This is a genomic window from Granulicatella seriolae (genome assembly GCF_024543085.1).
In the GTDB taxonomy this organism is placed as follows: domain Bacteria; phylum Bacillota; class Bacilli; order Lactobacillales; family Aerococcaceae; genus Granulicatella; species Granulicatella seriolae.
The window spans coordinates 110,172-136,890 of sequence record NZ_JANHNZ010000003.1 but is presented as its reverse complement, the minus strand read 5'-3'; the positions used below and the strand labels follow the sequence as shown (position 1 = coordinate 136,890).

At 37.6% G+C, this 26,719-nt stretch carries 29 protein-coding genes; 1 reads left to right on the top strand and 28 read right to left on the bottom strand.

Annotation, left to right across the window (positions count from 1 at the left end; genetic code table 11):
* Positions 1-36 precede the first annotated feature (36 nt).
* The 27 genes from rpsP to NPA36_RS04455 all read right to left on the bottom strand — a co-directional run bounded on the left by rpsP (position 37) and on the right by NPA36_RS04455 (position 24,665).
* The gene (gene rpsP / locus NPA36_RS04585) at positions 37-309 is read right to left on the bottom strand and encodes a 30S ribosomal protein S16 (RefSeq protein ID WP_256944931.1); all 273 of its coding nucleotides are present in this window, start codon (positions 307-309) and stop codon (positions 37-39) included.
* A 97-nt stretch (positions 310-406) separates the two neighbouring features.
* On the bottom strand, positions 407-1,840 hold the full coding sequence (gene ffh, locus NPA36_RS04580; protein ID WP_256944930.1) for a signal recognition particle protein: 1,434 nt from the start codon (positions 1,838-1,840) through the stop codon (positions 407-409).
* A 32-nt stretch (positions 1,841-1,872) separates the two neighbouring features.
* Positions 1,873-2,211: a putative DNA-binding protein gene (locus NPA36_RS04575; RefSeq protein ID WP_256944929.1), complete on the bottom strand. Its 339-nt coding sequence runs from the start codon at positions 2,209-2,211 to the stop codon at positions 1,873-1,875.
* 141 nt (positions 2,212-2,352) lie between these two features.
* Complete coding sequence (ftsY, locus tag NPA36_RS04570) at positions 2,353-3,357, bottom strand: signal recognition particle-docking protein FtsY (RefSeq protein WP_256944928.1); 1,005 nt, start codon at positions 3,355-3,357, stop codon at positions 2,353-2,355.
* A 17-nt stretch (positions 3,358-3,374) separates the two neighbouring features.
* Positions 3,375-4,199: a Cof-type HAD-IIB family hydrolase gene (locus NPA36_RS04565; protein WP_256944927.1), complete on the bottom strand. Its 825-nt coding sequence runs from the start codon at positions 4,197-4,199 to the stop codon at positions 3,375-3,377.
* 2 nt (positions 4,200-4,201) lie between these two features.
* Positions 4,202-7,789 (bottom strand): chromosome segregation protein SMC, encoded by a 3,588-nt coding sequence (gene smc / locus NPA36_RS04560; protein WP_256944926.1) that lies wholly within the window; start codon positions 7,787-7,789, stop codon positions 4,202-4,204.
* Positions 7,790-7,812: 23 nt separating this feature from the next.
* The gene (rnc, locus tag NPA36_RS04555) at positions 7,813-8,502 is read right to left on the bottom strand and encodes a ribonuclease III (protein ID WP_256944925.1); all 690 of its coding nucleotides are present in this window, start codon (positions 8,500-8,502) and stop codon (positions 7,813-7,815) included.
* A 143-nt stretch (positions 8,503-8,645) separates the two neighbouring features.
* Positions 8,646-9,881, bottom strand: a complete 1,236-nt coding sequence (hflX, locus tag NPA36_RS04550; RefSeq protein ID WP_256944924.1) for a GTPase HflX — start codon at positions 9,879-9,881, stop codon at positions 8,646-8,648.
* A 2-nt stretch (positions 9,882-9,883) separates the two neighbouring features.
* Entirely contained in the window at positions 9,884-10,825 is a 942-nt protein-coding gene (miaA, locus tag NPA36_RS04545) for a tRNA (adenosine(37)-N6)-dimethylallyltransferase MiaA (RefSeq protein ID WP_256944923.1), read from the bottom strand.
* Positions 10,826-10,847: 22 nt separating this feature from the next.
* On the bottom strand, positions 10,848-11,585 hold the full coding sequence (locus NPA36_RS04540; RefSeq protein WP_256944922.1) for a glycerophosphodiester phosphodiesterase: 738 nt from the start codon (positions 11,583-11,585) through the stop codon (positions 10,848-10,850).
* A 21-nt stretch (positions 11,586-11,606) separates the two neighbouring features.
* Positions 11,607-13,298, bottom strand: coding sequence for a DNA repair protein RecN (gene recN, locus NPA36_RS04535; RefSeq protein ID WP_256944921.1), 1,692 nt, complete (start codon positions 13,296-13,298; stop codon positions 11,607-11,609).
* 38 nt (positions 13,299-13,336) lie between these two features.
* Positions 13,337-14,173: a TlyA family RNA methyltransferase gene (locus NPA36_RS04530; RefSeq protein ID WP_256944920.1), complete on the bottom strand. Its 837-nt coding sequence runs from the start codon at positions 14,171-14,173 to the stop codon at positions 13,337-13,339.
* Between the two features lie 32 nt (positions 14,174-14,205).
* The gene (locus NPA36_RS04525; RefSeq protein WP_256944919.1) at positions 14,206-15,093 is read right to left on the bottom strand and encodes a polyprenyl synthetase family protein; all 888 of its coding nucleotides are present in this window, start codon (positions 15,091-15,093) and stop codon (positions 14,206-14,208) included.
* Positions 15,094-15,119: 26 nt separating this feature from the next.
* Positions 15,120-15,338: an exodeoxyribonuclease VII small subunit gene (locus tag NPA36_RS04520; protein WP_256944918.1), complete on the bottom strand. Its 219-nt coding sequence runs from the start codon at positions 15,336-15,338 to the stop codon at positions 15,120-15,122.
* An 18-nt stretch (positions 15,339-15,356) separates the two neighbouring features.
* Positions 15,357-16,697 (bottom strand): exodeoxyribonuclease VII large subunit, encoded by a 1,341-nt coding sequence (xseA, locus tag NPA36_RS04515; RefSeq protein ID WP_256944917.1) that lies wholly within the window; start codon positions 16,695-16,697, stop codon positions 15,357-15,359.
* A 22-nt stretch (positions 16,698-16,719) separates the two neighbouring features.
* Positions 16,720-17,577, bottom strand: coding sequence for a bifunctional methylenetetrahydrofolate dehydrogenase/methenyltetrahydrofolate cyclohydrolase FolD (gene folD, locus NPA36_RS04510; RefSeq protein ID WP_256944916.1), 858 nt, complete (start codon positions 17,575-17,577; stop codon positions 16,720-16,722).
* A 95-nt stretch (positions 17,578-17,672) separates the two neighbouring features.
* Positions 17,673-18,140, bottom strand: coding sequence for a transcription antitermination factor NusB (gene nusB, locus NPA36_RS04505; RefSeq protein ID WP_256944915.1), 468 nt, complete (start codon positions 18,138-18,140; stop codon positions 17,673-17,675).
* Positions 18,140-18,541, bottom strand: coding sequence for an Asp23/Gls24 family envelope stress response protein (locus NPA36_RS04500; RefSeq protein WP_256944914.1), 402 nt, complete (start codon positions 18,539-18,541; stop codon positions 18,140-18,142). The genes nusB and NPA36_RS04500 overlap by 1 nt, the downstream gene beginning before the upstream one ends.
* Before the next feature lie 157 nt (positions 18,542-18,698).
* Positions 18,699-19,760 (bottom strand): M24 family metallopeptidase, encoded by a 1,062-nt coding sequence (locus NPA36_RS04495; RefSeq protein ID WP_256944913.1) that lies wholly within the window; start codon positions 19,758-19,760, stop codon positions 18,699-18,701.
* Positions 19,761-19,889: 129 nt separating this feature from the next.
* Positions 19,890-20,249, bottom strand: a complete 360-nt coding sequence (locus tag NPA36_RS04490) for a hypothetical protein (protein WP_256944912.1) — start codon at positions 20,247-20,249, stop codon at positions 19,890-19,892.
* A 28-nt stretch (positions 20,250-20,277) separates the two neighbouring features.
* Complete coding sequence (locus NPA36_RS04485) at positions 20,278-20,895, bottom strand: hypothetical protein (protein WP_256944911.1); 618 nt, start codon at positions 20,893-20,895, stop codon at positions 20,278-20,280.
* A complete protein-coding gene (locus NPA36_RS04480) occupies positions 20,846-21,247 on the bottom strand; it encodes a hypothetical protein (protein ID WP_256944910.1) in 402 nt (133 codons plus the stop codon). The genes NPA36_RS04485 and NPA36_RS04480 overlap by 50 nt, the downstream gene beginning before the upstream one ends.
* The gene (gene comGD, locus NPA36_RS04475; RefSeq protein WP_256944909.1) at positions 21,237-21,692 is read right to left on the bottom strand and encodes a competence type IV pilus minor pilin ComGD; all 456 of its coding nucleotides are present in this window, start codon (positions 21,690-21,692) and stop codon (positions 21,237-21,239) included. Before comGD ends, NPA36_RS04480 begins: the two co-directional genes overlap by 11 nt.
* A complete protein-coding gene (gene comGC, locus NPA36_RS04470; protein WP_256944908.1) occupies positions 21,692-21,997 on the bottom strand; it encodes a competence type IV pilus major pilin ComGC in 306 nt (101 codons plus the stop codon). Before comGC ends, comGD begins: the two co-directional genes overlap by 1 nt.
* 5 nt (positions 21,998-22,002) lie before the next feature.
* Entirely contained in the window at positions 22,003-23,073 is a 1,071-nt protein-coding gene (gene comGB, locus NPA36_RS04465; RefSeq protein ID WP_256944907.1) for a competence type IV pilus assembly protein ComGB, read from the bottom strand.
* On the bottom strand, positions 23,021-24,073 hold the full coding sequence (gene comGA / locus NPA36_RS04460; protein WP_256944906.1) for a competence type IV pilus ATPase ComGA: 1,053 nt from the start codon (positions 24,071-24,073) through the stop codon (positions 23,021-23,023). Before comGA ends, comGB begins: the two co-directional genes overlap by 53 nt.
* Positions 24,074-24,185: 112 nt before the next feature.
* Entirely contained in the window at positions 24,186-24,665 is a 480-nt protein-coding gene (locus NPA36_RS04455; protein ID WP_256944905.1) for a VanZ family protein, read from the bottom strand.
* 200 nt (positions 24,666-24,865) lie between these two features.
* On the opposite strand from NPA36_RS04455, the gene trhO reads away from it, so the two are divergent.
* Positions 24,866-25,831, top strand: coding sequence for an oxygen-dependent tRNA uridine(34) hydroxylase TrhO (gene trhO, locus NPA36_RS04450; protein WP_256944904.1), 966 nt, complete (start codon positions 24,866-24,868; stop codon positions 25,829-25,831).
* Between the two features lie 365 nt (positions 25,832-26,196).
* On the opposite strand, the gene NPA36_RS04445 is transcribed toward trhO, so the two are convergent.
* Positions 26,197-26,718 carry a YjbQ family protein gene (locus NPA36_RS04445; RefSeq protein ID WP_256944903.1) on the bottom strand — a complete coding sequence of 174 codons (522 nt, stop codon included), beginning with the start codon at positions 26,716-26,718 and terminating at the stop codon, positions 26,197-26,199.
* Position 26,719 lies beyond the last annotated feature (1 nt).

Here is a 26,719-nt window from a genome sequence, read left to right as displayed (position 1 = left end):
TATCACCTCATCTGTGTGTCTGCCTCACAAAAATTCTTATTTAGAAATTTTTGATTCGTGGAATTTTTTCATAATCCCTTGTTGAGAAAGTATGTTACGTACTGTGTCAGATGGTTGTGCACCATTTGCTAACCATTTTAGTACTAAATCTTCTTCAACAGTCACTGCTGCAGGAGTAGTGATTGGGTTGTAAGTTCCAACTTTTTCAATAATACGTCCATCACGTGGTGAACGAGAATCAGCTACAACGATACGGTAAAAAGGTTTCTTTTTAGAACCCATACGTTTTAAACGAATTTTAACTGCCATTTTTTACACCTCCATATATATGTCTCACAGTTAGTAATAATAACAGAAGTTGGAGAGCTTGTAAAGTATTTTTTCTTTACAGGCTCTCCAATTTGAATTATTTTTTCTTTTTTAATTTTTTCATCTTATTTTTCTTTTGACGACGGGCATATTGTTGCATGGCAATTTGGCTTAATTTATTTTGGCCGCCACCGCCCATGCCTCCCATCATACCTTCTAGACCTTTCATGTTACCGTTAGACATTTGATTCATCATCTTTTTAGATTCGTTGAATTGTTTGATCAAACGGTTTACTTCTGCCAATGGTCTAGATGATCCAGCTGCAATCCGTTTTCTACGGTTTTGCGATAAGATGTCTGGATTTTCTCTTTCAGCAGGCGTCATGGATAAGACAATAGCTTTCATACGAGCTGTGTCTTTTGGATCAATTTTTAACTGATCCATACCAGCCATCTTGTTCATGCCCGGAATCATCTTAAGAATATCCTCTAAAGGTCCCATCTTATTGACTTGATCCAACTGATCGATAAAGTCATTAAAGTCAAAGGTGTTTGCTTTAATCTTATCAGCAATTTCTGCAGCTTTGGCTTCATCAAAATCTTGTTGGGCCTTCTCGATAAGGGTCATCATGTCCCCCATACCTAAAATACGAGAAGCCATCCGTTCTGGATAGAAGATTTCGAAATCAGTCAGTTTTTCACCACGTCCGGTAAATTTGATTGGCTTACCCGTGATGCTTCTGATAGATAGGGCAGCTCCACCACGTGTGTCCCCATCAAGTTTGGTAATGATAACCCCGGTGATGTCTAAGCGATCATTGAAGCTTTGCGCTACATTGACGGCATCTTGACCGGTCATGGCATCAACTACCAAGAGAATTTCACTTGGATTTGCTACGGCTTTAATATTTTGTAACTCAGTCATTAAGGTGTCATCAACATGAAGACGACCAGCCGTATCAATAATCACTAAATCTCTACCATCAATACGAGCTTTTTCAATCCCTTGTCGAGCGATTTCTACTGGATCAACATCTGTTCCTAATGAAAATACAGGGTAATTTAATTGTTGCCCAAGCGTTTGCAATTGGTCAATAGCAGCAGGTCGATACACATCGGCTGCAACCAATAAGGGACGCTTTTTCTCATGCTTATGTAAGAAACTAGCCAACTTACCAGCAGTGGTTGTCTTACCCGCCCCTTGCAAACCGACCATCATAACAACGGTTGGTGGTTTGGTAGAAAAATTAAACGGTGCTTGTTCCCCACCCATTAATTCGGTTAGTTCTTCATTTACAATCTTTACAACTTGTTGGGCAGGTGATAATGCCTCTAATACATTCGAGCCTAATGCTCTTTCATTGACCTTTCGGACAAATTCTTTCACTACTTTAAAGTTAACGTCAGCTTCTAATAAAGCTAGACGAACTTCACGCATCATTTGTTTTAAGTCAGCTTCTGTGATTTTCCCTTTACGGCTTACAGAACCTATCGCTGACTGAAGGCGATCAGATAATCCTTCAAATGCCATTCTTTCTTCTCCTCTCAAACCATCCTATAATCCTAGCGATTACTCTTTTGTAGTTTGGCTATAATATCTAGTAAATGTCTATCATCAGCGTAGGTTTGCCCTACATAAGCCTCTATTTGGTCATACAGTTCTTGCCGTTTATAAAAATCATTGACCAAATGAAGCTTTCTTTCATATTCTTCTAAAATGTTACCCGTTCGTTTGATATTGTCATACACTGCTTGTCGACTAATGGAAAATTCTTCTGCAATTTCGCCTAAAGAATAATCGTCTGCAAAATAGCGTTCGATATAATCCATTTGCTTTGTTGTTAAGAGCATTCCGTAGAATTCCATCAACAAGTTCATATGTGTTGTTTTTTCCAATTCCATGGTTTACTCTTCCTTTCATCGTTTCGCAGCCCAAAATACCTACCGTCTATTGTAACAAATTTTAGTAAACCTTTCCATCATCCTATTTGTTATGGGCATAAAACAGATAACTAGTTGGCTTCAAGAGGGTGTCTTTGCCTCTTATAGCATATCTTTAATTAAGCCATAGATATACTGTTCAGGGTCGAACGCTTGTAAATCATCCATTTTTTCTCCTAAACCAATATATTTAACAGGAATATCTAACTCATGTCTAATGGATAAGATGACCCCACCTTTGGCAGTTCCGTCTAACTTGGTTAAGACCAAGCCACTGATATCAATAGTTTCATCAAATTGCTTAGCCTGAATTAAAGCGTTTTGTCCAGTAGTTGCATCCAAGACTAAAAGTGTTTCATCTGCTCCACTTTCAAGCTCCCTTTGGATAATACGGTTCATTTTTTCTAACTCTTTCATCAGGTTAACCTTGTTTTGTAAACGGCCAGCCGTATCAATTAGCAAATAATCGTAAGACTCATCTTTAGCTTTTTTCAAAGCATCAAAAACGACAGAAGACGGATCTCCCCCTTCATTTCCTTTAACGACTGGTGCGCCTACACGCTCACCCCAAATTTCTAGTTGTTGAATGGCTCCTGCTCTAAAGGTATCCCCTGCGGCTAAGAGAACTTTATTGCCTTCATTTATAAGTTGCCAAGCAAGTTTCCCAATGGTGGTTGTTTTACCTACCCCATTCACCCCAACAAAAAGAACCACGGTTGGGCGTCCTTCTACTTTTTTTAAGCCAGATAAATTGCCTTGACCTTTTTCATAAATATCGACCATAGTTTCTATGATAACTCGTTTGACTTCGTCAGGTGATTTTGCATTTTGCATTCTCACTTCTTCACGCAAAGCATCAGTAATGGCTAGTGTCATCTCAAAACCAACATCAGCTCCAATAAAGGTCTCTTCTAAGTCTTCAAAGAAGTCTTCATCAATAGTTCTAAAATCAGCAAGAAGTTCATTCATTAAATTCGAGAAATTATTCCGTGTTTTAGCCATACCCTTGTCGTATTTATCAAGGACAATTCCTTCTTTTTCATCTTGTTGCTGAACAATAGGGTCCTCACCGGTAAAGGCTCGTTTGATTCGATCAAATAATCCCATATCTCTTCACCTCTTTTTTAGTATTCACTTTCAAAAATCATATAATTGATGGCTTGGGCAACACCATCGTGATTATTACTAGCTGTGATATAATCAGCAGCCTCTTTCAAGCTATCAATTGCATTTTCCATAGCAACACCGAATCCAGCAGCTTCAATCATGGACAAATCATTCTCTTCATCACCACAAGCCATCATCTCATCCATACTAATTCCTAATAAGTCAGCTAAGCGCACTAATGCATCTCCTTTACTGACCCCCTTAGGCAAAACTTCTAATAGAATCGGACGTGATTTTACTGTTGTATAACTGTCAAAGAATTCAGCTGGCAATTGTTGAGCTTGCTGGTCTAGTAATTCCTGGTCTGTACAGATGACTGCTTTATTGAATCGATGATTGTCTTCAAAGTCATCTGGATTCTTCTTTAAAAAAGATAAAATTTCCATAATTTGAGGGTAATAGGATTGTACCCCTGCTGGATACGTAGTTTCGTAAGCATAGTCTAGGTCAATCATGTTAATCGGTAGCCCTACCGAATAGGTTTCTTGATAAATATGACTGACTTCCTCTTTCGACAATGTTTTTTGATAATGTACATTTCCGCTTTTATTTTCTTGTATTAGTCCACCATTGTAGGTAATAGAAAAATCGGTGTCATCTACTAGCTCCAACTCTTCCAAATAATGCAAGATTCCCTTTAATGGTCTTCCAGTACAAAGAATAATTTTAATGCCTAAATCTTTAGCTACTTGAATCGTTTCTTTAGTGGCTTGACTAATTTTTTTATCGCTTGTAAGAAGAGTGCCATCTAAATCCAATGCGATTGCTTTCATTCTTTTCATGTCTATTCCTCACTATCTGATAGATTGGTTTTTTCTAAAACTTCATAATCCTCAAATTTAACAGATGCCAATCTTGAAACACCTGATTCTTGCATGGTCACTCCATATAGAACATCTGCTTCTTCCATTGTACCACGGCGATGAGTAATAACAATAAATTGTGTATCCTGAGTGAAGTCTTTCAAATAGCGACCATAGCGCGAAACATTGGATTCATCCAATGCAGCTTCAACCTCATCCAAGAGACAGAAAGGAACAGGTTTCACTTCAAGAATGGCAAACAGCAACGCAATTGCCGTAAAGGCACGTTCTCCACCTGATAAGAGGGTAAGTGATTGTAATTTTTTTCCTGGTGGTTGTGCAATAATATCAATACCTGTTTCTAACAGATTATCCGGGTCTGTTAATGTCAGTGTCGCCTTTCCACCGCCAAATAAACGTGGGAAAGTCTTTTCGAACTGTTGCTGAATGGCATCAAAGGTTGTTTTAAAGCGTTTCTTAACCTCATCATCCATTTCATTAATAGTATCTTCTAAAATTCCCTTAGCCTCTAAAAGGTCTTTTTGTTGAATACTGATAAAATCAAATCGGTCACTAACTTTTTGATATTCCTCAATGGCCAGAATGTTAACAGAACCAATCTGGTCAATAGCTTGTTTGAGGCTTCGAACCAATTTTCCAGCTTCTTCAATGGAAATATCCAAATTGGTTTTGCTAGCAGCTGCTTCAAAAGTTAATTCATACTCTTCGTTTAAATAAAGCAATTTTTGGTCGATAGAATATTCATAGCGATTGGCCTTGGTTTCTATTTTGGTTGCTTGTTTATAAAGCATTTGTAGCTGATGGATAGCTTGATTTCTTTTGACTTCTAGCTGTTTCAATTGTAGGTCTAAGTCATTTTTTTGTGTTTTACGTTCCGTTAAAGCTGCATCTACCTTGTCCAATTCCGTTCGAGAACTTTCTAAGTCTAGTAATACTTGTTGATAGTTCTTCTGGTCTGATTCAATATTGTCAATTTGTTCTTCTTTTTTAGACTTTAAAATGGTGATATGTTCAGAAATTTGTTTCAATCCTTCTTTTAGGTGGAGAATTTCTCTCACTTGTTGATTGACTTGCTCTTGTAGAACCGCTTTTTGACTACCTTCCGCTTCTAACTGTTTTTGTAAGTCATTAACTCGTTGCAAGCGGTCTTCTTGTGACAATTGTAAGAGGTCCATTTCCTTTTTCATCTGGCTTACTAAAGCTGAAACTCGTTTCTTTTCGCCAACGGTTTGGCTGTATTGCTCCTCAAGGCTTTCATACTCTTCTAAAAGACTATTAATTTGGTAATCTTGTGAGTTGGCTTGTTTTTCCAAGTTTGTCACTTGCTCTTTGACATAGGTCAAGCGCAGATTTTGGTCCTTAAAGTCAATTTTGTTTCTATTTAACTGACTTTCCAGTTCTTGAACTTGACTGAGTAAGCTCTGCCCTTTTTCTTCAATGGCTTGCAATGTTTTGCTATTTTTTTCGATAGTTTCACTTAGTTGAGCTATTTCTTTTTGTTTGGCTTCCAATTGACTGGTTCGACTCAAAATAGATTGAGATTGATTAGCTTTGGTCGCTCCCCCTGTCATTGCCCCACCAGAGTTCATCACGTCGCCTTCTAAAGAGATAATACGGTGACGATAATTGATTTTCTTTGCTAAAGCTTGGGCAGATGAAAGATTATCAACAATGATAGTTGAACCCAGTAGATTACTGATAATCTGGCTGTACTTGTCTTGGCTATCAACTAAATCACTGGCCAAGCCAATAAAACCTGCTGACTGTTCAATTGTTTTAATAATGTCTTGACCTAAGCTACGGCCTTTAATAACGGTTAGTGGCAGGAAAGTTGCTCTTCCTGCTCGTCTATTTTTTAGAAATTGTATGGCTTGAGCTGCTGATGATTCATTTTCAACCACAACAAATTGACTGTTGGCGCCTAAAGCAATCTCAATAGCAAGTACATAGTCATTTGGAACCTTAATCAGTTCGGCTACGGAACCGATAAGACCAGGTAGCTGTGCTTTTTGTTTTAGGACTTCTCGAACTCCTTGGTAATATCCCGCATAATCTTCAGAAACTTGTTTTAAACTTTCATAATTGGCTTTAGCTTGTTGAAGTTTTGCTTGCTCTCTATCTACAACTTGCTTTAACTCTTGGTAGTCTTGACGGTGTTTTCCTAGTTTTTCTTGTTTTGCTTTGAGTTGTTTTTCAATCGAAAGAGAAGCTTCTTCATTTATCTCTTGCTTAACGACTATGGTATCAATCTCATTACTTAGATTAGCCATTGATTCTCTAGTTTCTTCCAGTGCTTCAACAAATTTCTCTTTTTGCAAAAGATTGGTATCCAGACTCTTTTCTAGATAGGTCTCTTGGTTACCTAATTTAGATTCTTCTTGGATAGCCTCAAAATACTTTTCGCGAAGTTCCTTTAAATATTCTTCAGAACCTGCCGTCAGCTGTCTAAGTGCTTCAACAGTGTGGTCGTAAGCTACTTTGGCATTTTTTAGAGAGATATTTTTTTCAATCTCTTGGCGTTTAGCTTCCTCTAACTTAGCTTGAACTTGTTCTTCTTGCTCTTCTGCCTTGACTAGACTAGCTTGGTTTTCTTCGTCAGTTTGCTTCACAAACTCTTGACGTTGGATTAATACTTTCCGTTCACCATCAATTTTTTCTAACTCTTGGATCAAAGTTACATAGTTTTCTTGGTAGGCATTCAATTCACTTTCTACACTATCTAATTTACCTTCCAGCTCATCAATTTGCCCCTCTGACTCTACCTGTTCTCTTTGGAAGCGAGCAATTTCAGATTCCGTTAAGGCCAATTCATTTTTTGATACCTTCCACTGAGAATTCAGTGTTTCAATCTCAACAGCCAGTAGTGCTGTTTCGATATTGGTTAATTCTTCTTTTTTAGATAGGTAATGGATAGCTTTTTCTCTTTGTTCCTCTAAAGGCTCCAATTGTGAATGAATCTCATGAAGGATATCTTGAACTCGGTTAAGATGCTCCTGGGTTTGACCAAGTTTCCTTAAAGCTTGACTTTTACGGTCTTTATATTTGAGGACTCCAGCTGCTTCTTCAATAATTGACCGTCTTTCTTCTGGTTTATCATTAAAAATTTTTTCAACTTTACCTTGTGAAATTAAGGCAAACGAATCCTTGCCCAAACCTGAGTCCATCATCAAATTAGTAATGTCTTTCAAACGGCAAGGTTTCTTGTTAATGAAAAAATCACTGTCCCCATTTCGATTCAAGCGTCTGGTTAAAACAACTTGTGTTTGTTCAACAGGAAGTACCCCATCTTGGTTATTGATATAGAGATTTACTTCAGCAATATTGACTGATTTTCGAGTTTCTGAACCTGCAAAGATAACATCATCCATTTTTTTACCACGTAAACTTTTTGCAGACTGCTCGCCTAGTACCCATTTTATGGCTTCAGAAAGATTGGATTTTCCACTACCATTTGGACCAACAACGGCAGTCACACCTTTATCAAATTCAATAACAGTCTTGTCAGCAAAGGATTTGAACCCTGTCATTTCAATTTTTTCTAATTGCACACTATTCTTCCTTTCATCGCTAGCTATACTTTCAAACTGTTAATGGCTATTGAGGCCGCCTCTTGTTCGGCATTCTTTTTGGAACGACCGCTACCTTTTCCTGCTACTTGGCCATTTACAAGAACAAGTACATGAAAAAGTTTATTGTGAGATGGTCCAGTAATCCCTTCAACTACATACTCGATTTTGACATCACCATTTACCTGTAGTTTTTCTTGTAGGGCTGTTTTATAATCATCGAAAATACTGTAGTGCTCCTTCTTAATTTTAGGAACAATCACTTTTTCTAAAAATGTTGCAGCTTCTTCATAACCTTTATCCAAATACAGTGCACCGATAAACGCTTCGAACAAGTCACACAATAAGGCAGGGCGGTTTCTTCCGCCAGTTTTTTCTTCACCTTTGCCCAATAAAACAAACTGATCTAGTTTGGTTTCTTTGGCTAGAGTGGATAAACTTTCTTCACAGACAATCTGAGCTCTTAATTTGCTCAAATCCCCCTCTTTCATGTCTGGAAAATACAAAAATAACCATTGAGAAATATAGAGTTCCAACACAGCATCACCCAAGAACTCGATACGTTCATTATATTTTTTTGCTAGCTTCTTATTTTCATTGCTATAAGACGAATGTGTCATAGCTTCTACTAAATATTGGTCGTTAAGAAACTTTATCTTGTAGTTATGTAACAACCACTTTTTTAATTCTTTCATTCTATCAACTCCCTTCTAAGCCTTATCTAATCTATTATAAATAGTTTTTTCCTTTTTGACAAACATAGGATTAACAACAAAGAGAAAATCACACCACCTACCCACAAATTGAACAGGTGCTGTGATATATAGCTAGGAACTATTTAGTCTTCTTCTAATTTCTTGGAAAAGTCACGCTTAGAATAACCGCTAACTTGATAGGTATTATTGTCCTCATTAAAATCCATTTTTTCAATATAAGCTTGATGCTGAAGCTGATAGAGCTCATGACTTTGGTAACTTTCCAATTTTAAATGGAAAGGAAACATAACTTCTTTCATTTCAGTCAACATAAAATCTTTCAAGCGCTCTATATCTTGAGGATTCAAAGCAGATATCTTTATATTAGGATACTCATTGGGTTGAAAATTAGCTGGTGCTAGATCCATTTTATTGTAAACAGTAATTCTAGGTATCTTTTCCATACCTAAATCTTCTAACAGATGCAATACCGTTTTTTCATGTGCTAGAAAATGAGGGTCAGAAGCATCCACCAAATGGATGAGCATATCAACTGATTTACTTTCCTCCAAGGTGGACTTAAAAGCATGGATTAAAGTCGTTGGTAAATCTTGAATAAAACCAACCGTATCCGTAACGGTCACTTCAAAAGGTTGTGAAATATCCATCTTACGGGTTAAGGGGTCTAATGTAGCAAAGAGTTGATCTTCTTCAAAGGTATCCGCATCGGTTAATTGATTAATCGTGGTTGATTTACCAGCATTGGTATACCCAATTAAACCAAATTGGAAGGAATAGCCTTTTTGTCGTTTTTCTCTTGCGCGAAGTCTATGGTCTTCAATTTCTTTTAGTTGGGCTTCAATATCATGAATTTGATTGCGAATGTGTCGTCTATCAGATTCTAGCTTAGTTTCACCAGGGCCACGCGTTCCAATACCTCCACCCAAACGTGAAAGACTGGCATATTGTCCAGATAAGCGTGGCAATAAATAATTGAGCTGAGCTAATTGTACTTGTAACTTACCCTCTTTTGATTTGGCACGCATAGCAAAAATATCTAATATCAACTGAACTCTATCAATAATTCTGACAGAAATCTCCTCTTGTAAATTTCTAGCAACAGCCCCTGTAAGAGATTGGTAGAAAATAATTAAGTCCGGCTCAAGTTCTTCCACTAAAATGGCTAATTCTTGGACTTTCCCTTTGCCAATAACTGTGCGACCGTCTAGACGTTCTCTTTTTTGAGTCAGCGTCCCAACAACTTGACCTTGGGCAGTTTCAACGAGTTGCTCCATCTCTTTTAGGGCGTATTCAAAATCAAGATCATCTTGATCCTTTTGAACAGCAACTAGGATAACTTTTTCTTTCGTTGTCGTCATGCTTACTCACTTCCTTTCAAAAATTTTGACAAATCTTCATTGATCTTTTGCCTTTGATGACTAGCATCTTCTTCTAATAAGTTATACCAGTGAATGTCTTTGAGACGATTTCTAAACCAAGTAAATTGCCGCTTAGCATACCGTCTAGAGCCCTGTTGAATCAAAGCGATGGTTTCTTCAAGACTTGCTTGACCATCAAAATATGGAAACCATTCCTTATAACCAATACCTCTTAAGGATTGAAGATAAGGGTCTAGTTGCAAATCATACAGTCCTTTTGCTTCCTCTACTAGGCCTTGCGCCACCATGACTTCCACCCGTTTATTAATTCGCTCATAGATAAGAGTGCGGTCAGCTTCTAGCCCAATCAGAAAAGCATCATATATTGGACTGGACTGTCTATAATTATTTTTGGAAAAAGCTTGACCACTGGCCTGAATAACTTCTAAAGCTCGAATGATTCGACGACCATTATTAGGATGAATGGTATCAGCTGCCTGTGGGTCAAGTACCTTCAACTCTTCCCATAAAACCTGACTACCTTCATTATTCAAGCGCTCTTGAAGAACCTGACGATATGCCTCATTTTGAGAGCTTGGCCCACTATAATGAAAGTCATTGAGAAAGCCTTCGATATATAAGCCAGTTCCCCCCACAACAATTGGAAGCTTGCCTCTTGAACAAATATCATCAACCGCTTTTCGTGCCAACACCTTAAAATCACTAGCAGAAAACTCTTGCCTCAAGTCACAAATGTCTATCAAATGGTGAGCTATCCCTTGCATTTCCTCCATACTAGCCTTTGCACTTCCAATATCCAACCCACGATAAACCTGCAGAGAATCACCATTAATAATTTCCCCATGAAATTGATGGGCAAGCTCAATGCTTAATTGTGTTTTTCCAACAGCTGTTGGCCCAACAATGACAATAATTTTTTGCATGAACTTCTCCTTTTTAGTGGGTTTATTTATCGTCTAAGTGTTGACTTTTTCTTAAAGAAATAGCCGTTTGAGGATAGTCAGTCATGAGCGTATCCACAGAATGATTTAGACAGCGATCCATATCCGATAAGGAATTGACTGTCCAAAAACGTAACGGTCTTTTTTCTTGATTCTTCTCAATACTTTCTTCCAGTAGCTCAATACTTGGGTGCCAGCCTTCAATGGTTGTATGGCCAAAATCTACCTCAAACCCATAGTCTGCATAAAATAGAAAAGCGACCTCTTGATGATTATCCACTTGTTTTACTTCTTTTAAGGTTTCTGGATTAAAACTTGAATAGATAATAGAGAATGATGGGTCATATTCCTTTTGTAGGTCTATACATTTTTGCACCAAGCCTTCATAGACAATCTGATCTGTTTTTAACTCTATATTCAAATCACCTGTAAAGTCATTATCGAGCAACAATTGAAATACCTCTTTTAACAAGGGGATTTTTTCATCCTCATACTTAGAGTCAAACCAGAGTCCAGCCGAAAACCCTTTTAACTGCTCAAGTGTCAAATCCTTAATAAATCCCTCACCATTAGTTGTTCTATCTACTGTCTCGTCATGAATAACCACTACTTGACCATCTTGGCTCAAATGGACATCCAATTCAATTCCATCCGCTCCAACTCTAATCGCCTCTTTAAACGCAGCAAGGGTATTTTCTGGATGGGTGCCTCTACTTCCTCGGTGTGCATAGATTTTTGTCATAAGCTTACTACCCCAACTTTACTATTTTTTATGTCGTTCCTGAATCAACTTTGCATCTGATAGTAGTTCTTTAGCGTGTTGCAGCGTTAAATCTGTTATTTGAGAACCTGCCAACATACGAGCAATTTCTTGGCTACGCATGCTTTCTTCAAGTTCAAGCAATTTTGTTTGTGTCCGTTGATTGGATTCAACCTTTTCAATGCGGAAATGGTGATTAGCCATAGAAGCAACTTGTGGTAGATGGGTAATACATAGGACTTGAGCAAATTCTGAAATATACTGCATTTTTTCAGCAATCGCTTGAGCTACACGACCTGAAACACCAGAATCTACTTCGTCAAAAATAACGGTTGAAATAGCCTGTTCTTTTACAAAAATGGCCTTTAAGGCTAGGGTGAAACGAGACAATTCCCCTCCACTAGCAATCTTACTCAATGGTTTAAGGGGTTCTCCTAAGTTAGTTGCAGCATAAAATTCAAGGCTGTCCATTCCCTGATCGTTTAATTCAGCTAATTCTTGAAAGTTAACGGCGAACTGAACCTTCTCCATATACAAATCTTTTAGCTGTGTCTCTACTTCGGCAGTCAACGCTTTGGCTGCTTTTTTGCGCAAAGTAGATAATTTCATAGCTAGTTGACTAACTTTCCCCTGGGCTTGAGCCACTTGTTTTTCAAGTTTTTCAATGTGTTCTTCTTTATTTTCAATAGCATCTAATTCCTGCCTTGCCTTATCTGCAAAGGCTAGAATTTCTTCTGTATGGCTACCATATTTTCGTTTCAGTTGATAATAAACATTCAACCGTTCTTCAATTTGATTTAGTCGCTCCTCATCATAAGTTGAGCTTTCCAAAATATTGCTAATCGATGAAATAGCATCTTGTAATTGATAGTAAGCATCACTAACTTGTTGGCTTAAATCAAGATAAACCTTGTCCAAATTGGCAATGCTTCCTAACTCGTTAGAAGCGCTCCCCACAAGGTCAATAGCTGATACATCCTCTGCCTCCAAAGCATTGATTGAATTCATTAAGGCTTGTTGAATTTTTTGGTAATGGGTAAAGTGATTACGTTCTTCAATTAGAGCTTCTTCTTCACCTATAACCAAAGCTGCCTCATCAATTTCCTTTAACTGAAAGTGCAGCATGTCCATGCGTTGAACATCTTTTTTCTCATCGGTTAAAAGTGCTTTTAAGTCACCTTTAACTTTTTGGTAGTCAGCATAGGCGCCTGAATAGGTCTCCTTTAGAGAAGAGATCTCTTCTTGAATATAGGAATCCAGTAAACCTAGATGCTTTTGAGGATCTAGTAATAAAAAATGCTCATTTTGACCATGTATGTCAATGATACCTTGTCCGACTTGTTTAAGCAGGGATAAGGTTGCTAGCTGTCCATTAATACGACAGACAGATTTACCATTTTGCAATAATTCTCTTTGCACCAATAGCAACTCATCCTCTAAACTGAGTCCCAAATCCAACAGCCGCTCTTGTGTTTGACTATCTTCAATCTTGAAGATACCTTGAATAATAGCCTTATCTGTTCCATAACGAATCATATCCAGTGATGCCCTTTCACCAACCAGCAAGCCTACTGCATCAATAATAATGGATTTCCCTGCACCTGTTTCTCCCGTTAGAACAGTCATGCCTTCATCGAATTGGCAATGCACTTCCTCAATAATGGCAAAATTCTTAATATATAATTCTTGTATCATGAAGTCACCTATTTCTTTGTTGTTTCTATTAAAAATACCTAACCTTTTAAGTTTAAATGAGCTTGTTTCACTGTTTCTTTAATCAAATCACTTAGGCTAGCAGCTTCATAGTTTAACTGTGAGTTTTCTTCTCCCTGCCACAATAGATGAGCAAGAAATTCGATGTTACCCGTCCCACCTGTGATTGGTGAAAAAGTTAGCCCTGCTAAACAAAAACCAATATCTTGGGAAAACCCAATAATCTCATTAAGCACATCGATATGCACTTTAGAATCACTGACAATTCCTTTCTTACCAATCCGTTCTCTACCAGCTTCAAATTGCGGTTTGATAAGGACGACAACTTCCCCTGGACTAGTCAGAATTGTTTTTAAAACTGGTAAAATCAATCTTAAGGAGATAAAAGAGACATCAATCGTAGCGATATTTGGCAAACCTTGCGTAAAATCTTCTGGCTTGCTAAAACGAAAATTCACTCGCTCCATAACGACAACTCTTGGATCTTGTCTAAGCTTATAATCCAATTGATTGTAGCCAACATCAAGGGCATAGGATAACTTAGCCCCTTCCTGCAAGGCAACATCAGTGAAGCCACCTGTGGAAGCACCAATATCCAGCATAATTTTATCCTTAACAGAGACACCAAATACATCTAAGGCTTTCTCTAATTTTAAACCACCTCTTGACACATATTTCATAACTTGACCTTTAATCATCAATTGTCTAGAGGCATCAATCTTCTCACCCGGTTTATCATAACGATTATGGTTCTCGCAGTCTACAATCTGACCAGCCATTACCAATCGCTTCGCTTTCTCACGTGAATCTGTTAATCCTTGCTGAACTACTAGCAGGTCAACCCGTTCTTTCTCCATGTCACTACCACCTTTTGCGTTAGTCAGCATTTTTAGATATGCAAATAATCCAATAAGCTAACCAAAACTTCTTTTGCTTGTTTTTCCTGCATTGTTGTTTCTTTTATGACGTGTAAGTTTTTCCGTGCTGCTTGGCTTTGTTCTTGTAAATATGCCAACGCGCCTTCCACCCCTAAAAGAGAAGGGTAGGTATTTTTTTCTAGTTCTTGATCTTTGCCAACTACTTTTCCAGATTGATTTGTGTCCCACAGAACATCTTGTAAATCATTTTGGATTTGAAAGGCAAGCCCATAGTGTTTAGCATAAGATATCAAGGCATGGTTCTCCAGATCAGATAAGTTTCCAAAAGCTAGTCCAGCTTCGACAGCAAAAAGAATTAATTTGCCTGTTTTTTCTTGATGTATTTTCTCCAGCTGCTCCAAACGAATATCTTTTGTTTCGGATTGGATGTCCAACATCTGTCCAGCAATCATCCCACTAGGACCAGCATAATGACTGAGTCTGGCTAGTAAAGATACTTTTTCACGATCCGAAATCTTAGCTTTACTAGCTAGCTCAAACGCCATGGTTAAAAAAGCATCCCCAGCTAGAATGGCTGTTGCCTGATCGAATTGAATATGCAAGGTTGGTTTACCACGACGTAAGTCATCATTATCCATTCCAGGCAAATCATCGTGGATTAAGGAATAGGTATGAATCATTTCAAGTGCTAATGCCATTGCTAAACAGTCATGAGGATTGCCACCAGCCAATTGACAAGTAGCCAAAAGGAGTATCGGTCTTAATCGCTTTCCACCGGCTGCCACAGCATAAGTCATAGCTGCTTTGAGTCTTTCTTGGTCACTAGGTAGAGCTTGAATTTCTGCCATCAAGCCTTGTTCAATTGACTTCAACCATTGATTTGTAAAATTCTCTACCATCTACGTCTCCTTGTTGTCTCTTTGTCTTATAGCTCTTGCTGACTTGGTTTATCTGTTTGAATAACCATCTGAGTGACAGTTTCTTCTGCTTTCACCAAGATATCATTACAGTAATTAGAAAGTTCTATTCCCTCTTGAAACTTTTTCAAAGCTTCTTCGAGTGGGACATCACCATTTTCAAGTTGTTTAACGATGGTATCTAACTGTGTTAGCGCTTCTTCAAAACTTGCTTGTTTTTTTGGCATGGTCTTCTCCTTATTCGGTTAAATAGTATCAGTTTTTTCAAGTTCAATAATCTGAGCTCTTGCATGTCCATCTATAAACTGAATTCTCACTTGATCATCTACTTGTAAATCTGCTACTTGTTTGACTATTTTTTCATCACGTTCAACAATACTATAGCCTCTCGAAAGTATTTTAAGAGGGCTTAATAAATCTAGTTGCTCGATTGTTTTCTGCAAATCAAATCTAGTTTGTTGTAGGTAATTTTTTTGTGCTGATAATAGGTTCTTCTTGAGTTGCTCTAGTACTTGCTTACTTTGTTGCAGTCTATTGTTTGGGCTAGTCAATTGCAGTTGATGGACTACCTGACCAAGAGTTTGTTTATCTTGCTCTAATTTTTTTTGAATCTGATGAATTAGTCGTTCTCTTATTTGGTCTAATTGTTGAATGTAGACTTCATAAATTCGTTGCGGTTGTCGCAGTAATACGGACGATGCTAAGCCCTCATACTCTTTTTTCTTTGTCGCTAATTGGCTACGCATAGTTTGTTTTAAACGTTGACGATATAGGTTAAGAGTATCATGGATAACACTTAATTCTGGGGTTGCCAATTCAGCTGCCGCAGTTGGAGTTGCTGCCCGAACATCTGATACAAAATCAATCAGTGTGGTATCTGTTTCGTGACCAACACTGGAAATTACTGGCAAGGAAAAGTTAGCAATTCGTCGAACTACAGTCTCATCATTGAATGACCATAAATCTTCAATAGAGCCACCGCCTCTACCAATGATAACCGTATCAATATCTCCGAAAGCTTCTACCTGATCTAGCTTTTCTAAAATACTAGCGACAGAATTCTTCCCCTGAACCACGATTGGGAACAATATCAGTTGAGCAATTGGAAAACGTCTAGCTACAGTAGTTTGAATATCCTCAATGACGGCTCCTGAAGGACTAGTTAATATAGCAATTTTTCTAGGAAAAAATGGTATTCTTTTCTTTGGTAGCTTAAATAAACCTTCTGCGTCAAGTTTCTTTTTTAATTGGTCTAAGGCTTGATAAAGGGAACCAATCCCATCTGGTTGAATTTGCTCTGCGGTAATTTGATATTGTCCAGATGCTTCATAGATAGATACACGACCTACGATAAGGACTTTCATTCCCTCTTCCAATTCAAAACCAATTTTACTAAATGCCCCTTGGAACATGGCAACGGATATTTTAGCCCCTTTATCTTTAATAGCAAAATATTGATGTCCTTGGCGTTTTCGATAATTTGAGATTTCACCAGTTACAAAAACTCGATCCAAATAGGGGTCAGCATCAAATTTGTGTTTTAGATATTTTGTTAGAGCAGTTACGGATAAGTATTCTTGTTTCAATTCTTATCTCCTATCTGAATTCTTAATGGTTACTTGGCTTTTTTGCAAGTGCATTTTCATAAGTTTGCACTAATAAACTGGCGATAGTCATTGGACCAACGCCGCCTGGTACCGGAGTAATGGCCGAAGCTATTGGTGCTACTTCATCGAAATTGACATCCCCTTTTAATTTACCGTTCTGGTCATGGTTTATGCCCACATCAATGACAACTGCCCCCTCTTTTACATGCTCTTTGCCTATAAAATGTAGGCGGCCTACTGCAACAATTAAGATATCGGCAGCTTTTGTTTCTTGAGCAAGATTCTTTGTTCTAGAGTGACAAACCGTTACTGTTGCGCCACGATTTAAACAAAGTAAAGCCATGGGACGACCTACAATGGTGCTTTGCCCAACAATAACAACCTTCTTGCCGACTAAATCTATGTCATAAGCTTCAAACATAGCAATAATTCCTTTTGGTGTACAAGGCACAATAGCTTCATTTTTTTGGAGTAGTCTGCCAAGATTCACAGGGTGAAAGCCATCTACATCCTTACTTGGGTCTATACTTTCTAATATCGTATCTGTATCTATCTGTTTAGGTAAGGGTAATTGCACTAGAATACCGTGATACTTGTCATCCTGGTTATACTCTCGAATGGTAGACAATAAGTCTTCTTGACTACAGTCAGCATCTAATCTAACAATGGTAGATAAAAATCCGACATCAAGGGCAGCTCTCTCTTTGTTTCTAACATAGGTATGGCTAGCTTGGTTATCACCGACTAGGATAACGACTAATCCCGGTACTAAACCTTGCTTTCTTAAATCATCCACTTTTATTTTTAAAGCTTGGCGCATTTCTTGTGCAAGCTTTTTTCCATCAATAATTGTTGTCAAAATCTTCCTCCTAATTCAAAAAAGATTATTTGTATCATTGATACTTTTGAAAAAGAGTCTGAAACTTTTCCGCTTCAGACTCTTCTTCGTTAGGCTTAAACTAAGTTTGAGAGCACACCATTGATAAATTTACTTGATTTTTCATCACTATATACTTTAGAAATTTCTAAAGCTTCATTAAGTGCTACTGCTTTTGGAACATCCTCATCTTCAAGGTATTCCATTTCAGCAATCGCCATCCGTAATAGAACCAAGTCCATCCGCACAATCCGGTCAATGCTCCAACCAGTAGATAGCTGACTAATCTTTTGATCAATAGCTTCTTTGTTGGTCACCACACTATCAATAACTTTAAAGGTATATGAAAGTTCAGGATAAGCTTCTAAGAGCGCTTCTTGACTGTCAAATGGAATATCCTCGAATAAATGGTTGAATTCTTCGTGAGAATCTAAAGCTACTTGAATGGCTTGATAAATTTCTAAATCCGGATTCAATTCTAATTGGAAAAGTGATTGAAAAGCAATCGTTCGAAGAATGCGGCGTGAGATAGTTTTACGACTCACTATTCTTCATCCTCCAATTCAAACAATTCTTGAGACTCAGTTTTTGCTGGAATAATTGAACGGATATGAACATTTACTTGGTTAATTTCTAATTCGCATGAAAATAACAATTGTTCTTTAATTTTTTCTTGTAGGGCTAAGGCAATTTTTGGTACAGATACACCGTAGTCCACAGCTCCATAAACATCAACATTATATAAGCCTTCTGACTCTGTTAAGGTTACTCCAACAGCTAGCTTATCTTTTCCTAATAATGAATTCATACTAGAAACAAAAATACCTTCTGCTGGGTAAAATCCCTTCACATGTGCTGCGGCAATTCCAGCAATACTTTCAATAACCTCAGGTGCAATTTCAATTGTTCCTAATGGTGCTGTTTTTGAATGGTTTGTTTCAATCATACTGTCAGTCCTCCTCTTAATTTCTATAACCTAGTAAACGACTTTTTAGTCATCCTATGTCTATAGGTTTCTCTCATATCTTACCATGAATTAAGCTTTCATGCTATTGTTTCATGTTTTTCTACTTGAAAGAATCCTTAGTAAGGAAATTTGTATTTTATAAAAGAATCAATTCCTTAGAAACAGTTTGAAGAACCTCAGCGCCTGTTTCAGTGATCACCAAATCATCTTCAATTCTGACACCACCAATACCTGGAAGATAAATGCCTGGTTCATTGGTAATCACATTACCGGCTACAAAAGCCTTCTTAGCTAGACGACTAACGTTTGGTGCTTCATGGATTTCTAAGCCAATTCCGTGACCAGTTGAATGAACAAACTTATCTCCATAGCCATGTTTGCTGATATAATCTCTGGCAACTGCGTCTAATTCTACACCAGTAACTCCTGGGCCGGCAGCCTGGCTGACTAAGAGCTGTGCTTGTAAAGTAATGGCATGAATTTCTTTTAATTGGTCGATTGGGTTACCTACAGCAATAGTTCTGGTCATATCAGACACATAGCCTTGATAGTAGCAACCATAATCTAGTGTAATAAAGTCACCCTCTTCGATTAATTTATGGCTGGCAACCCCGTGCGGCATAGATGAACGTACGCCACTAGCCACAATGGTTTCAAAGGAAACACCACTTGCTCCCAACTGTCTCATATAAAAGTCAAGTTCGTTGGCAATTTCGATTTCACTTTTACCAACTTTAATAAAATCAAGAATGTGTAAAAATGCCTTGTCAGAAATGGCACAGGCTTGCTTAATGGTTTCAATTTCTTCTGGAGATTTTACTTCACGTAGGGTTTCAACTAAGCCAGTCGTGGCTACAAAGTTGGCATCAATATAAGATTCTAACTGTTCCAGAGCGGCGACAGTTAAATGTTGTGCTTCAAAACCAATATGCTTAACTCCTTCATTTTGCACAACATCTGCTAGGGCATCAATCCAAGATGACGTTTGTTCAATCACTTGGAAATCATGAGCTTGTTGTTGAGCTTGCTGGGTATATCTTGCATCCGTAATAAAAAATGCCTTGTTTTTTGTAATAAGAGCATAACCTGTTGTCCCTGTAAAGTTAGAGATATAGCGTAAATTGTAAGGGCTATAAACTAATAGAGCATCAAGCGCTTCTTGTTTCATTGCTTCTTGTAAGACGTGTATTTTATTCATCGAATCTTCCTTTCTCGTATCTCTTATAAGTATAACGAAAAGCCATAAAGTTGTGTAGAAGAAACTACTCATTTTATGGCTGTCTTGTCTATTTTTTAAAAGAATTTACTGAAAAGGGAGGTTAAATCTCTATTCTTCTGGCACAATCTTCTCTTTTAGGATGACGAGGTGTCTATCAATATGAAAGTTAGATGTTTTACTTTTGCCATTTTTTAAGTGTGCTGACAGTAAAAAGTTATGATTCGTTTTATCAAATGTAATTTTCACCAGACCGTGACTAAACTCTAAGCGGTTTGGAAAGGTTATCTCTTCATAGCTATCTTGACCCACCAGTTCTTTAGCAAGTTCCAATTGCGACCACTCAAGGAGGATGGCTAACTGGTATGAGTCTCTTAGTAGTTGATATTGTTTGGTATTAGATACTTTTACCTGATGAATGGATTGTACTAAAAGTAAAATCATGGTCAGAATTAGAATAACACTTGGCATAATGTAGCCTTTTTTAGCACTTAGACGATTATTCTTCTTGAGGAGTTGAATGTGACTCAGTCTCATTTTTATTTTCATTTTCATTTTCAGCACTACTCTCGTCACCCTTTTCAGTATCTTCTTTATCTTTTAGTTTACGCTCTTTTTCCAACGTACTTTCCTTGATGACTTCTCGGCTAATCATTGATAGACTTTCTCTTGCTGGCAGAAAATTTATTTGAAAAGCTTCGCCCTTAGTCAGAAGTCCTTCAATAGAAATATCCTTTCCTTGATGAATGATGGACATTTCCTTGTAACCAATCAAAATGGGATGATACCCATTGTTTTTCGATAAGTAGACAACCTGACCTGCTTTTTGTTGATAACTATGTTTTAAAACTATTGGCAGCTTATCTTTTTGAAATGATTCAAACACAATAGCTTGTCGGTCTTTAGATAGATGGTAGCCCTTTGTTTCAATATCCAATTGAGTGACAAATAAATGCCATTCTAACGCGTTCGGCACATCTAGTAATTCCTCTACTTGATTCATCAACCGCATGGCAGATAAAAGAAATAGAACAGCACTCGTCATAAGGAATAGACTAACCACTTCTTCAATTAGTGTGAAGCCCGGTCGTTTCTTTTTCCATATGGATGAGCTCAATGGCCTCAACTTCTTCAAAACAAGCATGACTAGCACTTCCTTTTATGGTCTGAAAACTTTTCAACAGTGACTGACTAGTGACATTTGACTGACTATTTACTAATGTTTCAAGTTTATTAGTAGCTTCTACTTGCTTAACTTCTTGCTCGACTTGACTGTGTGCGTAAGTTTGAATGCTATCTACTTGCTTACGAAGGAACATCCAGTCCTTGGAATAGGCATTTAACTGACAAATTTGTCTTTCTTGCGAGACAATCATACTACTTAAAAGGCTAGTCAAAATAAATATAATCATTGTAACCACGCTAAAGGCAACGACTGCTTCTATCAAACTGGCTCCTTTACTTTTCAATCCTCTCCACATAATACCTAGCTGCCCCCATCTGAAAATGATAGATAATCCATTGGTCTTCTTTTACGAAAACAATATCTTGAAATTTATTAGGCGTTCCTGTCGTTTGACGCAAAATCATATCCACATTCTTAGTCATTTTTACACTTTTTGGGAGTTTAAGTTTGGTATTTAAAGACTCATCCCCAGTAATACGAAATTGAACCATATTGATAGGTTGACCTAAAAAAGTAATCATTGAAAGACTATCTGTTGTGATAGCACTCATTTGAGCTACTTTAAAGCGGTTTTCAAACTCCTTGAAAAAGAGTTTTTCTTGGTAGGAAGTGAGATGGTAGTTACTGATTAGAGGAACCATCAGAAGGATAATCCCACTAATAACTAAAACAATCATGACTTCAATCAAGGTGAAACCCGGCTTATATTTTTTCTTAGAACTTATCATTAGTCGTCATTTTTAGCTGCTTCTTCATAGGCTGCTTTTTGTTGTGCAGTGATGTACCCATCAGACACCAAGGTATCAATACTCGGCTTTGTTTTTGTAGAATTATCTATCATGTACATTCTTTCTTGCGATTGCACTATTTCGACAATAGCTTGGTCCCCTTTGGCTTGAGCACTTTCATGCTGTTTGGCGACATTTGGGATAATCAAGAGCATGAGGATTCCCACGATAAATAACACGATAACCATTTCAATTAAGGTGAAACCTGATTTTTTCTTTAAACATTTTCTGATTTTCTTTTTCATTTTTCTCATTTCCCTTCTAGGATAGTTAATGTTGGAAGTAGCAAAACAGCATAAATAGCTACAATACTTAATCCAATAAAAATAAACATAAGTGGCTGTATAATAGAAATCTTTTTTTCAATATCGGCAATCAAATCCTTCAAACAACCTTGGGCATAGTGAGCTAGTTTAATAGGTAACTGACTGGTTAGCTCTCCTTGAATAATGATCCAAACCATTTCCTGCTTAAAAACTCCTATGTCTTTCATAGCTTGGGAAAATGATTGACCTAACATGAGTTGTGCTTGTAAAAATTCAGCTATCTCCTTGGTTAAGGGACTTGTGCCGGTTTCTTGCATCTGCTGCATCATCTGGTGAAGTGTCTGCCCATTGCCCAAGAAAAAGGCACACTCCCTACTGTAGACAAATGAAAAATATAGGAGCAACCATTTCTTGATAAGGGGAAACTTTAAGCCTAAACGGATTCTTTCTAATTGAGATTTTTGCTTGAAGCTTACAAAAAGTAAGAGCAGTAGAGCTAGCATGGTTGATAATCCTACTAACAGAATCATCGGTAGGTTTTGAAAGAGAAAGATAATCCCAGCAGCAAATGTATTGGACTCCAATATTTCTGGCGATAACATGGATTGCACTTGTGGCAGCAGAATACTTCTCATGGCAATTAGCATTCCTGTAATAAAGACCATTAGAAATAAGGGATAGACCATCACTTGCTGTAAACTCTTGGCCTGTTTGCGTTTTAATAAAAGTAACTTACCACTCGTTTCTAAGGTAGCCATTAGCGAACCATGTTTTTGAGACAAATACAGTTGTGAACAGACCATTTGCCCAAAGCCAAAGGGATGCAGACTCTCTTCTAGACTGCTTCCTTCTGCCAAACCTTGGCCTAGCTGATGAATATCCGCTTTTTGTTTGTCAAAAAGCAACTCCATAAACTGAACTGCTTCATTCAGTGAAAATCCTTCCTCTAGGAGTTCTGATAGCTGAATTAAGAATTGCCCTTGAATTTGAAGGGGCCATTTCTTAGAAAATTTGATATTTGATGTAGCTACTTTTCGAAATATAGCCAAGTCCATATGCTTTCCTCAACTTTCTATTGAAACTATTCTCCTGCCAATGGTCTTGATGCGTCTCCTCGAGTTTCTGATAAAGCTCCTGCCCTTGTAAAATGTCAAAGAGTGTCCCTTTTTTCTGCGAACGGTCTATATGATTGCAGTACAAATGACAATCTCCCTGACACAAGTCACAATACCTAGCAATCAATCGTTGACTACTGACAGCAATCAGGGTTTGACTTAATAGTTGTTTGGAAACCCCTAATTCCATCATCCGAGACAAGACACCTAAACAATCCTTAGCATGGACCGATGCAATCATCAAATGCCCCGTCAAAGCTCCTCGGATAACCATCTTGGCAGTTTCTTCGTCACGAATCTCACCTACCAACATGACATCAGGATGGTGTCTAAGACAACTTTTTATTAAGACATCGTAGGAAATATTAGCTTTCTCATTGATTTCCGTTTGTAAGAATAGAGGCTCTGATATTTCCACTGGATCTTCCATAGTAATAATCTGCTTAGCTTCCAGAGCCATTTCCTGCCGTAACAGTTGGTAAATGGTGCTGGTTTTGCCAGAAGATACCGGACCAGAAAAAAGGAGTAAACCACTTTTATAACGAAGTAGACGAGCTAAATACTCCATGTCACTTGGAAAATAGGTCATGGTTGCTACCTCCTCTTGGCCCGTCATATGCAAAAGACGAATCACAAGAGACTCTTGTAGTTTGTAATTGGTAATGACGGATAATCGTAGTTCTAGCTCATACTTTTGATTGACACGAAAAGTAAAAGCCCCACTTTGAGGACGACGCCTTTCACCCACATCCATATTGGCTTGGTATTTCATATAAGAAATAAATCGTTCGGCTTCTTGATGGCTAATTGATTTGAATGCCCTCAAACCACTAGAATCTCTCAAAAAGAAAGAATAGTTGTCCTTATTAGGCAATAGATGAATATCATCTATGCGATGTTTTTGTGCTTGCTGGATCACCTCTCTAGCAATTGCTTCCATAGTTTTCCTCCAAATTTGACTAGTCACACTATAGATACGCAAAAAAGAATCAAAAAGTTAATCACTTTTTGATTCTTTTTAAATTTTTTTTGATATGAATTTGGTTTGACTCCTAGAAGCGCTTAAAGTAGCCTATCGCAATTCCCAAAAGACCACCTGCAGAATCTAATAGAACATCCTGAATAAGCGGTGTTCTACCGGGAGTAATCCCTTGATGGAACTCATCCGCCCCAGCATAAAGTACTGTAATCAAAATAGCCAACAGATAGGCCAAAGGTTTTTGCTTCATATGTCCAGCCAAGCCTCGTGCCCAGTTAAAGCCAATAATAAAGTAAACAATAAAATGAGTTGCTTTTCGAATAAAAAACTCAATAAATTGTGCATAGCCTAAACTAGGAACACTAATAGTAGTTCCTGCATATTTAAAATTAATCTGAGAAAGAAATTCAGAAAATGGCTGTCCTGGTAGCCATTTTTGTATTTTTGACACCAATGATTGGTCTTGGTAAGACATGGATGAACTATAAAAAATAAAGCCCATGATAGCTAAAGCGACAATAATAGATAAGGTTGATTTGGTTTTCTTAGACATAGTCATCCTCCTTGTTTTTTATCTAATGACAATACACCCATTTTAGACTTGAAAACTTTGTCATGTCAAGTGAAGCTCTACTTTTTATCAATTGCTTACTCAATAAGATTGCCTTTTATATCTCTATCCCCTATAATATCAATTGTTAGAATTTCACAAATTCGAACCTCATGCTCATGCAAAGTATAAGGAGGAAGAAAATGACAAAAAATATTCGGGTGCTACTTTATTATAAATATGTGCCAATAGAAAATGCAGAAGAATTTGCTGCTAACCACTTAAAATTCTGTAAATCAATCGGTTTAAAGGGCCGTATCTTGGTTTCAGATGAAGGAATCAATGGGACAGTTTCTGGTGATTACGAAACAACCCAAAAATATATAGACTACGTTCATGAAGATGAGCGTTTTGCCGATTTATGGTTTAAAATCGATGACGAAAGTCAAAATGCCTTTGAAAAAATGTTTGTGCGATACAAACCAGAACTTGTTCATTTGGGCTTAGAAGATGATGTTAACCCACTTGAATTAACTGGTGCATATTTAACACCAACAGAATTCCGTGAGGCTATTCTGGATGAAAATACAGTCGTTATTGATGCACGTAATGATTATGAATATGATTTAGGTCATTTCCGTGGAGCTGTTCGACCTGATATCAAGGCTTTTCGTGAGCTTCCACAATGGATTCGTGATCATAAAGATGAATTTATCGAAAAACGTGTGGTTACCTACTGTACAGGTGGCGTACGTTGTGAAAAATTCTCTGGTTGGTTAGTTCGTGAGGGCTTCAAGGATGTTGGTCAACTTCACGGTGGTATTGCCACTTATGGGAAAGACCCAGAAGTTCAAGGTGACCTATGGGATGGGCAAATGTATGTCTTTGACAATCGTATTGCTGTGCCTATCAATCATAAAGAACACGTTATCGTTGGTCGTGACTGGTTTGATGGAACGCCTTGCGAACGCTACATCAACTGTAGCAACCCAGAATGTAACCGCCAAATCCTTACTTCAGAAGAAAATGAAGCTAAATATTTAGGTGGATGTAGCCACGAGTGTCGTGTACACCCAAGAAATCGCTATGTTGAAAAGCATGGTTTGAGCCATGACCAAGTTGTTGCTCAATTGGCTTTGATTGGTGAAGAGTTACCTGTTGAGGTTTAATTTTTGACTGGTTATTTCTTTATTGATTATTCTTATAAAAATAGTCATTCTATGCTAGCTTCCTTTAGTAAAAATGCAGTGGGGCTGGGCAAAAAGTCTGTAATAAAATAAAAAAATTTCTAAATCATAAAATAGTTCCCCAGAAATCTATCAGAAATGGAAACGGTGGCACCGCCGTGAGCCTAGGTCTCACTGTCTTAGCTGTCTACGTGGCTGTAATCGGCTGAAGCCGAAACAGTCACTGTGCGTCAGCTATGCTATACACCGTTATTTCGGATAGATTTCTGGGGAACTATTTTATTTGGTTACCTTTTGGACTTTTTTCCCAGCCCCACTGCATTTTTTATTCAATTTTATCACTCTACTTATTCACCCATAACAACTACTTGACAGGTTCTTGTTCGCGGTCTTGTAGTATCAAAATCAATAAAATAGATGTAGCCTGTTTTTCCTACTGCTAATTCGTTGTTATTGATCACTAAAATTTCACTAGCTCCAATAATTGATGCTTTAATATGAGCATCACCATTCCAAATAGCCTTTGGATCACCACCTGGTAGATATTCTAAATAATTCGGCCATTCTTTTACTGCTTTATAATGTTCTGGACCAGGATATCTATACGTAGCAGCATTATTATGTGGTGGAGCTACCTTCATCAAAGCATCGTCTAAATCCAAATGTAGTAATTCTACATTATTTTCATCCGCATCATGTGTATATTCTTCATAGAGGACAGCACAAGTGGTATGTGGACTCACAACTGTGCATGTTCCTTTTGATATACCACTTTGTTTAACAATATCTTTGACTTCTTGAGATATATTTGAAAAGGTAGCTTGTCCGCCAGTGGAAAATACCTTAATCTCCTTAATATAGACTGTCACT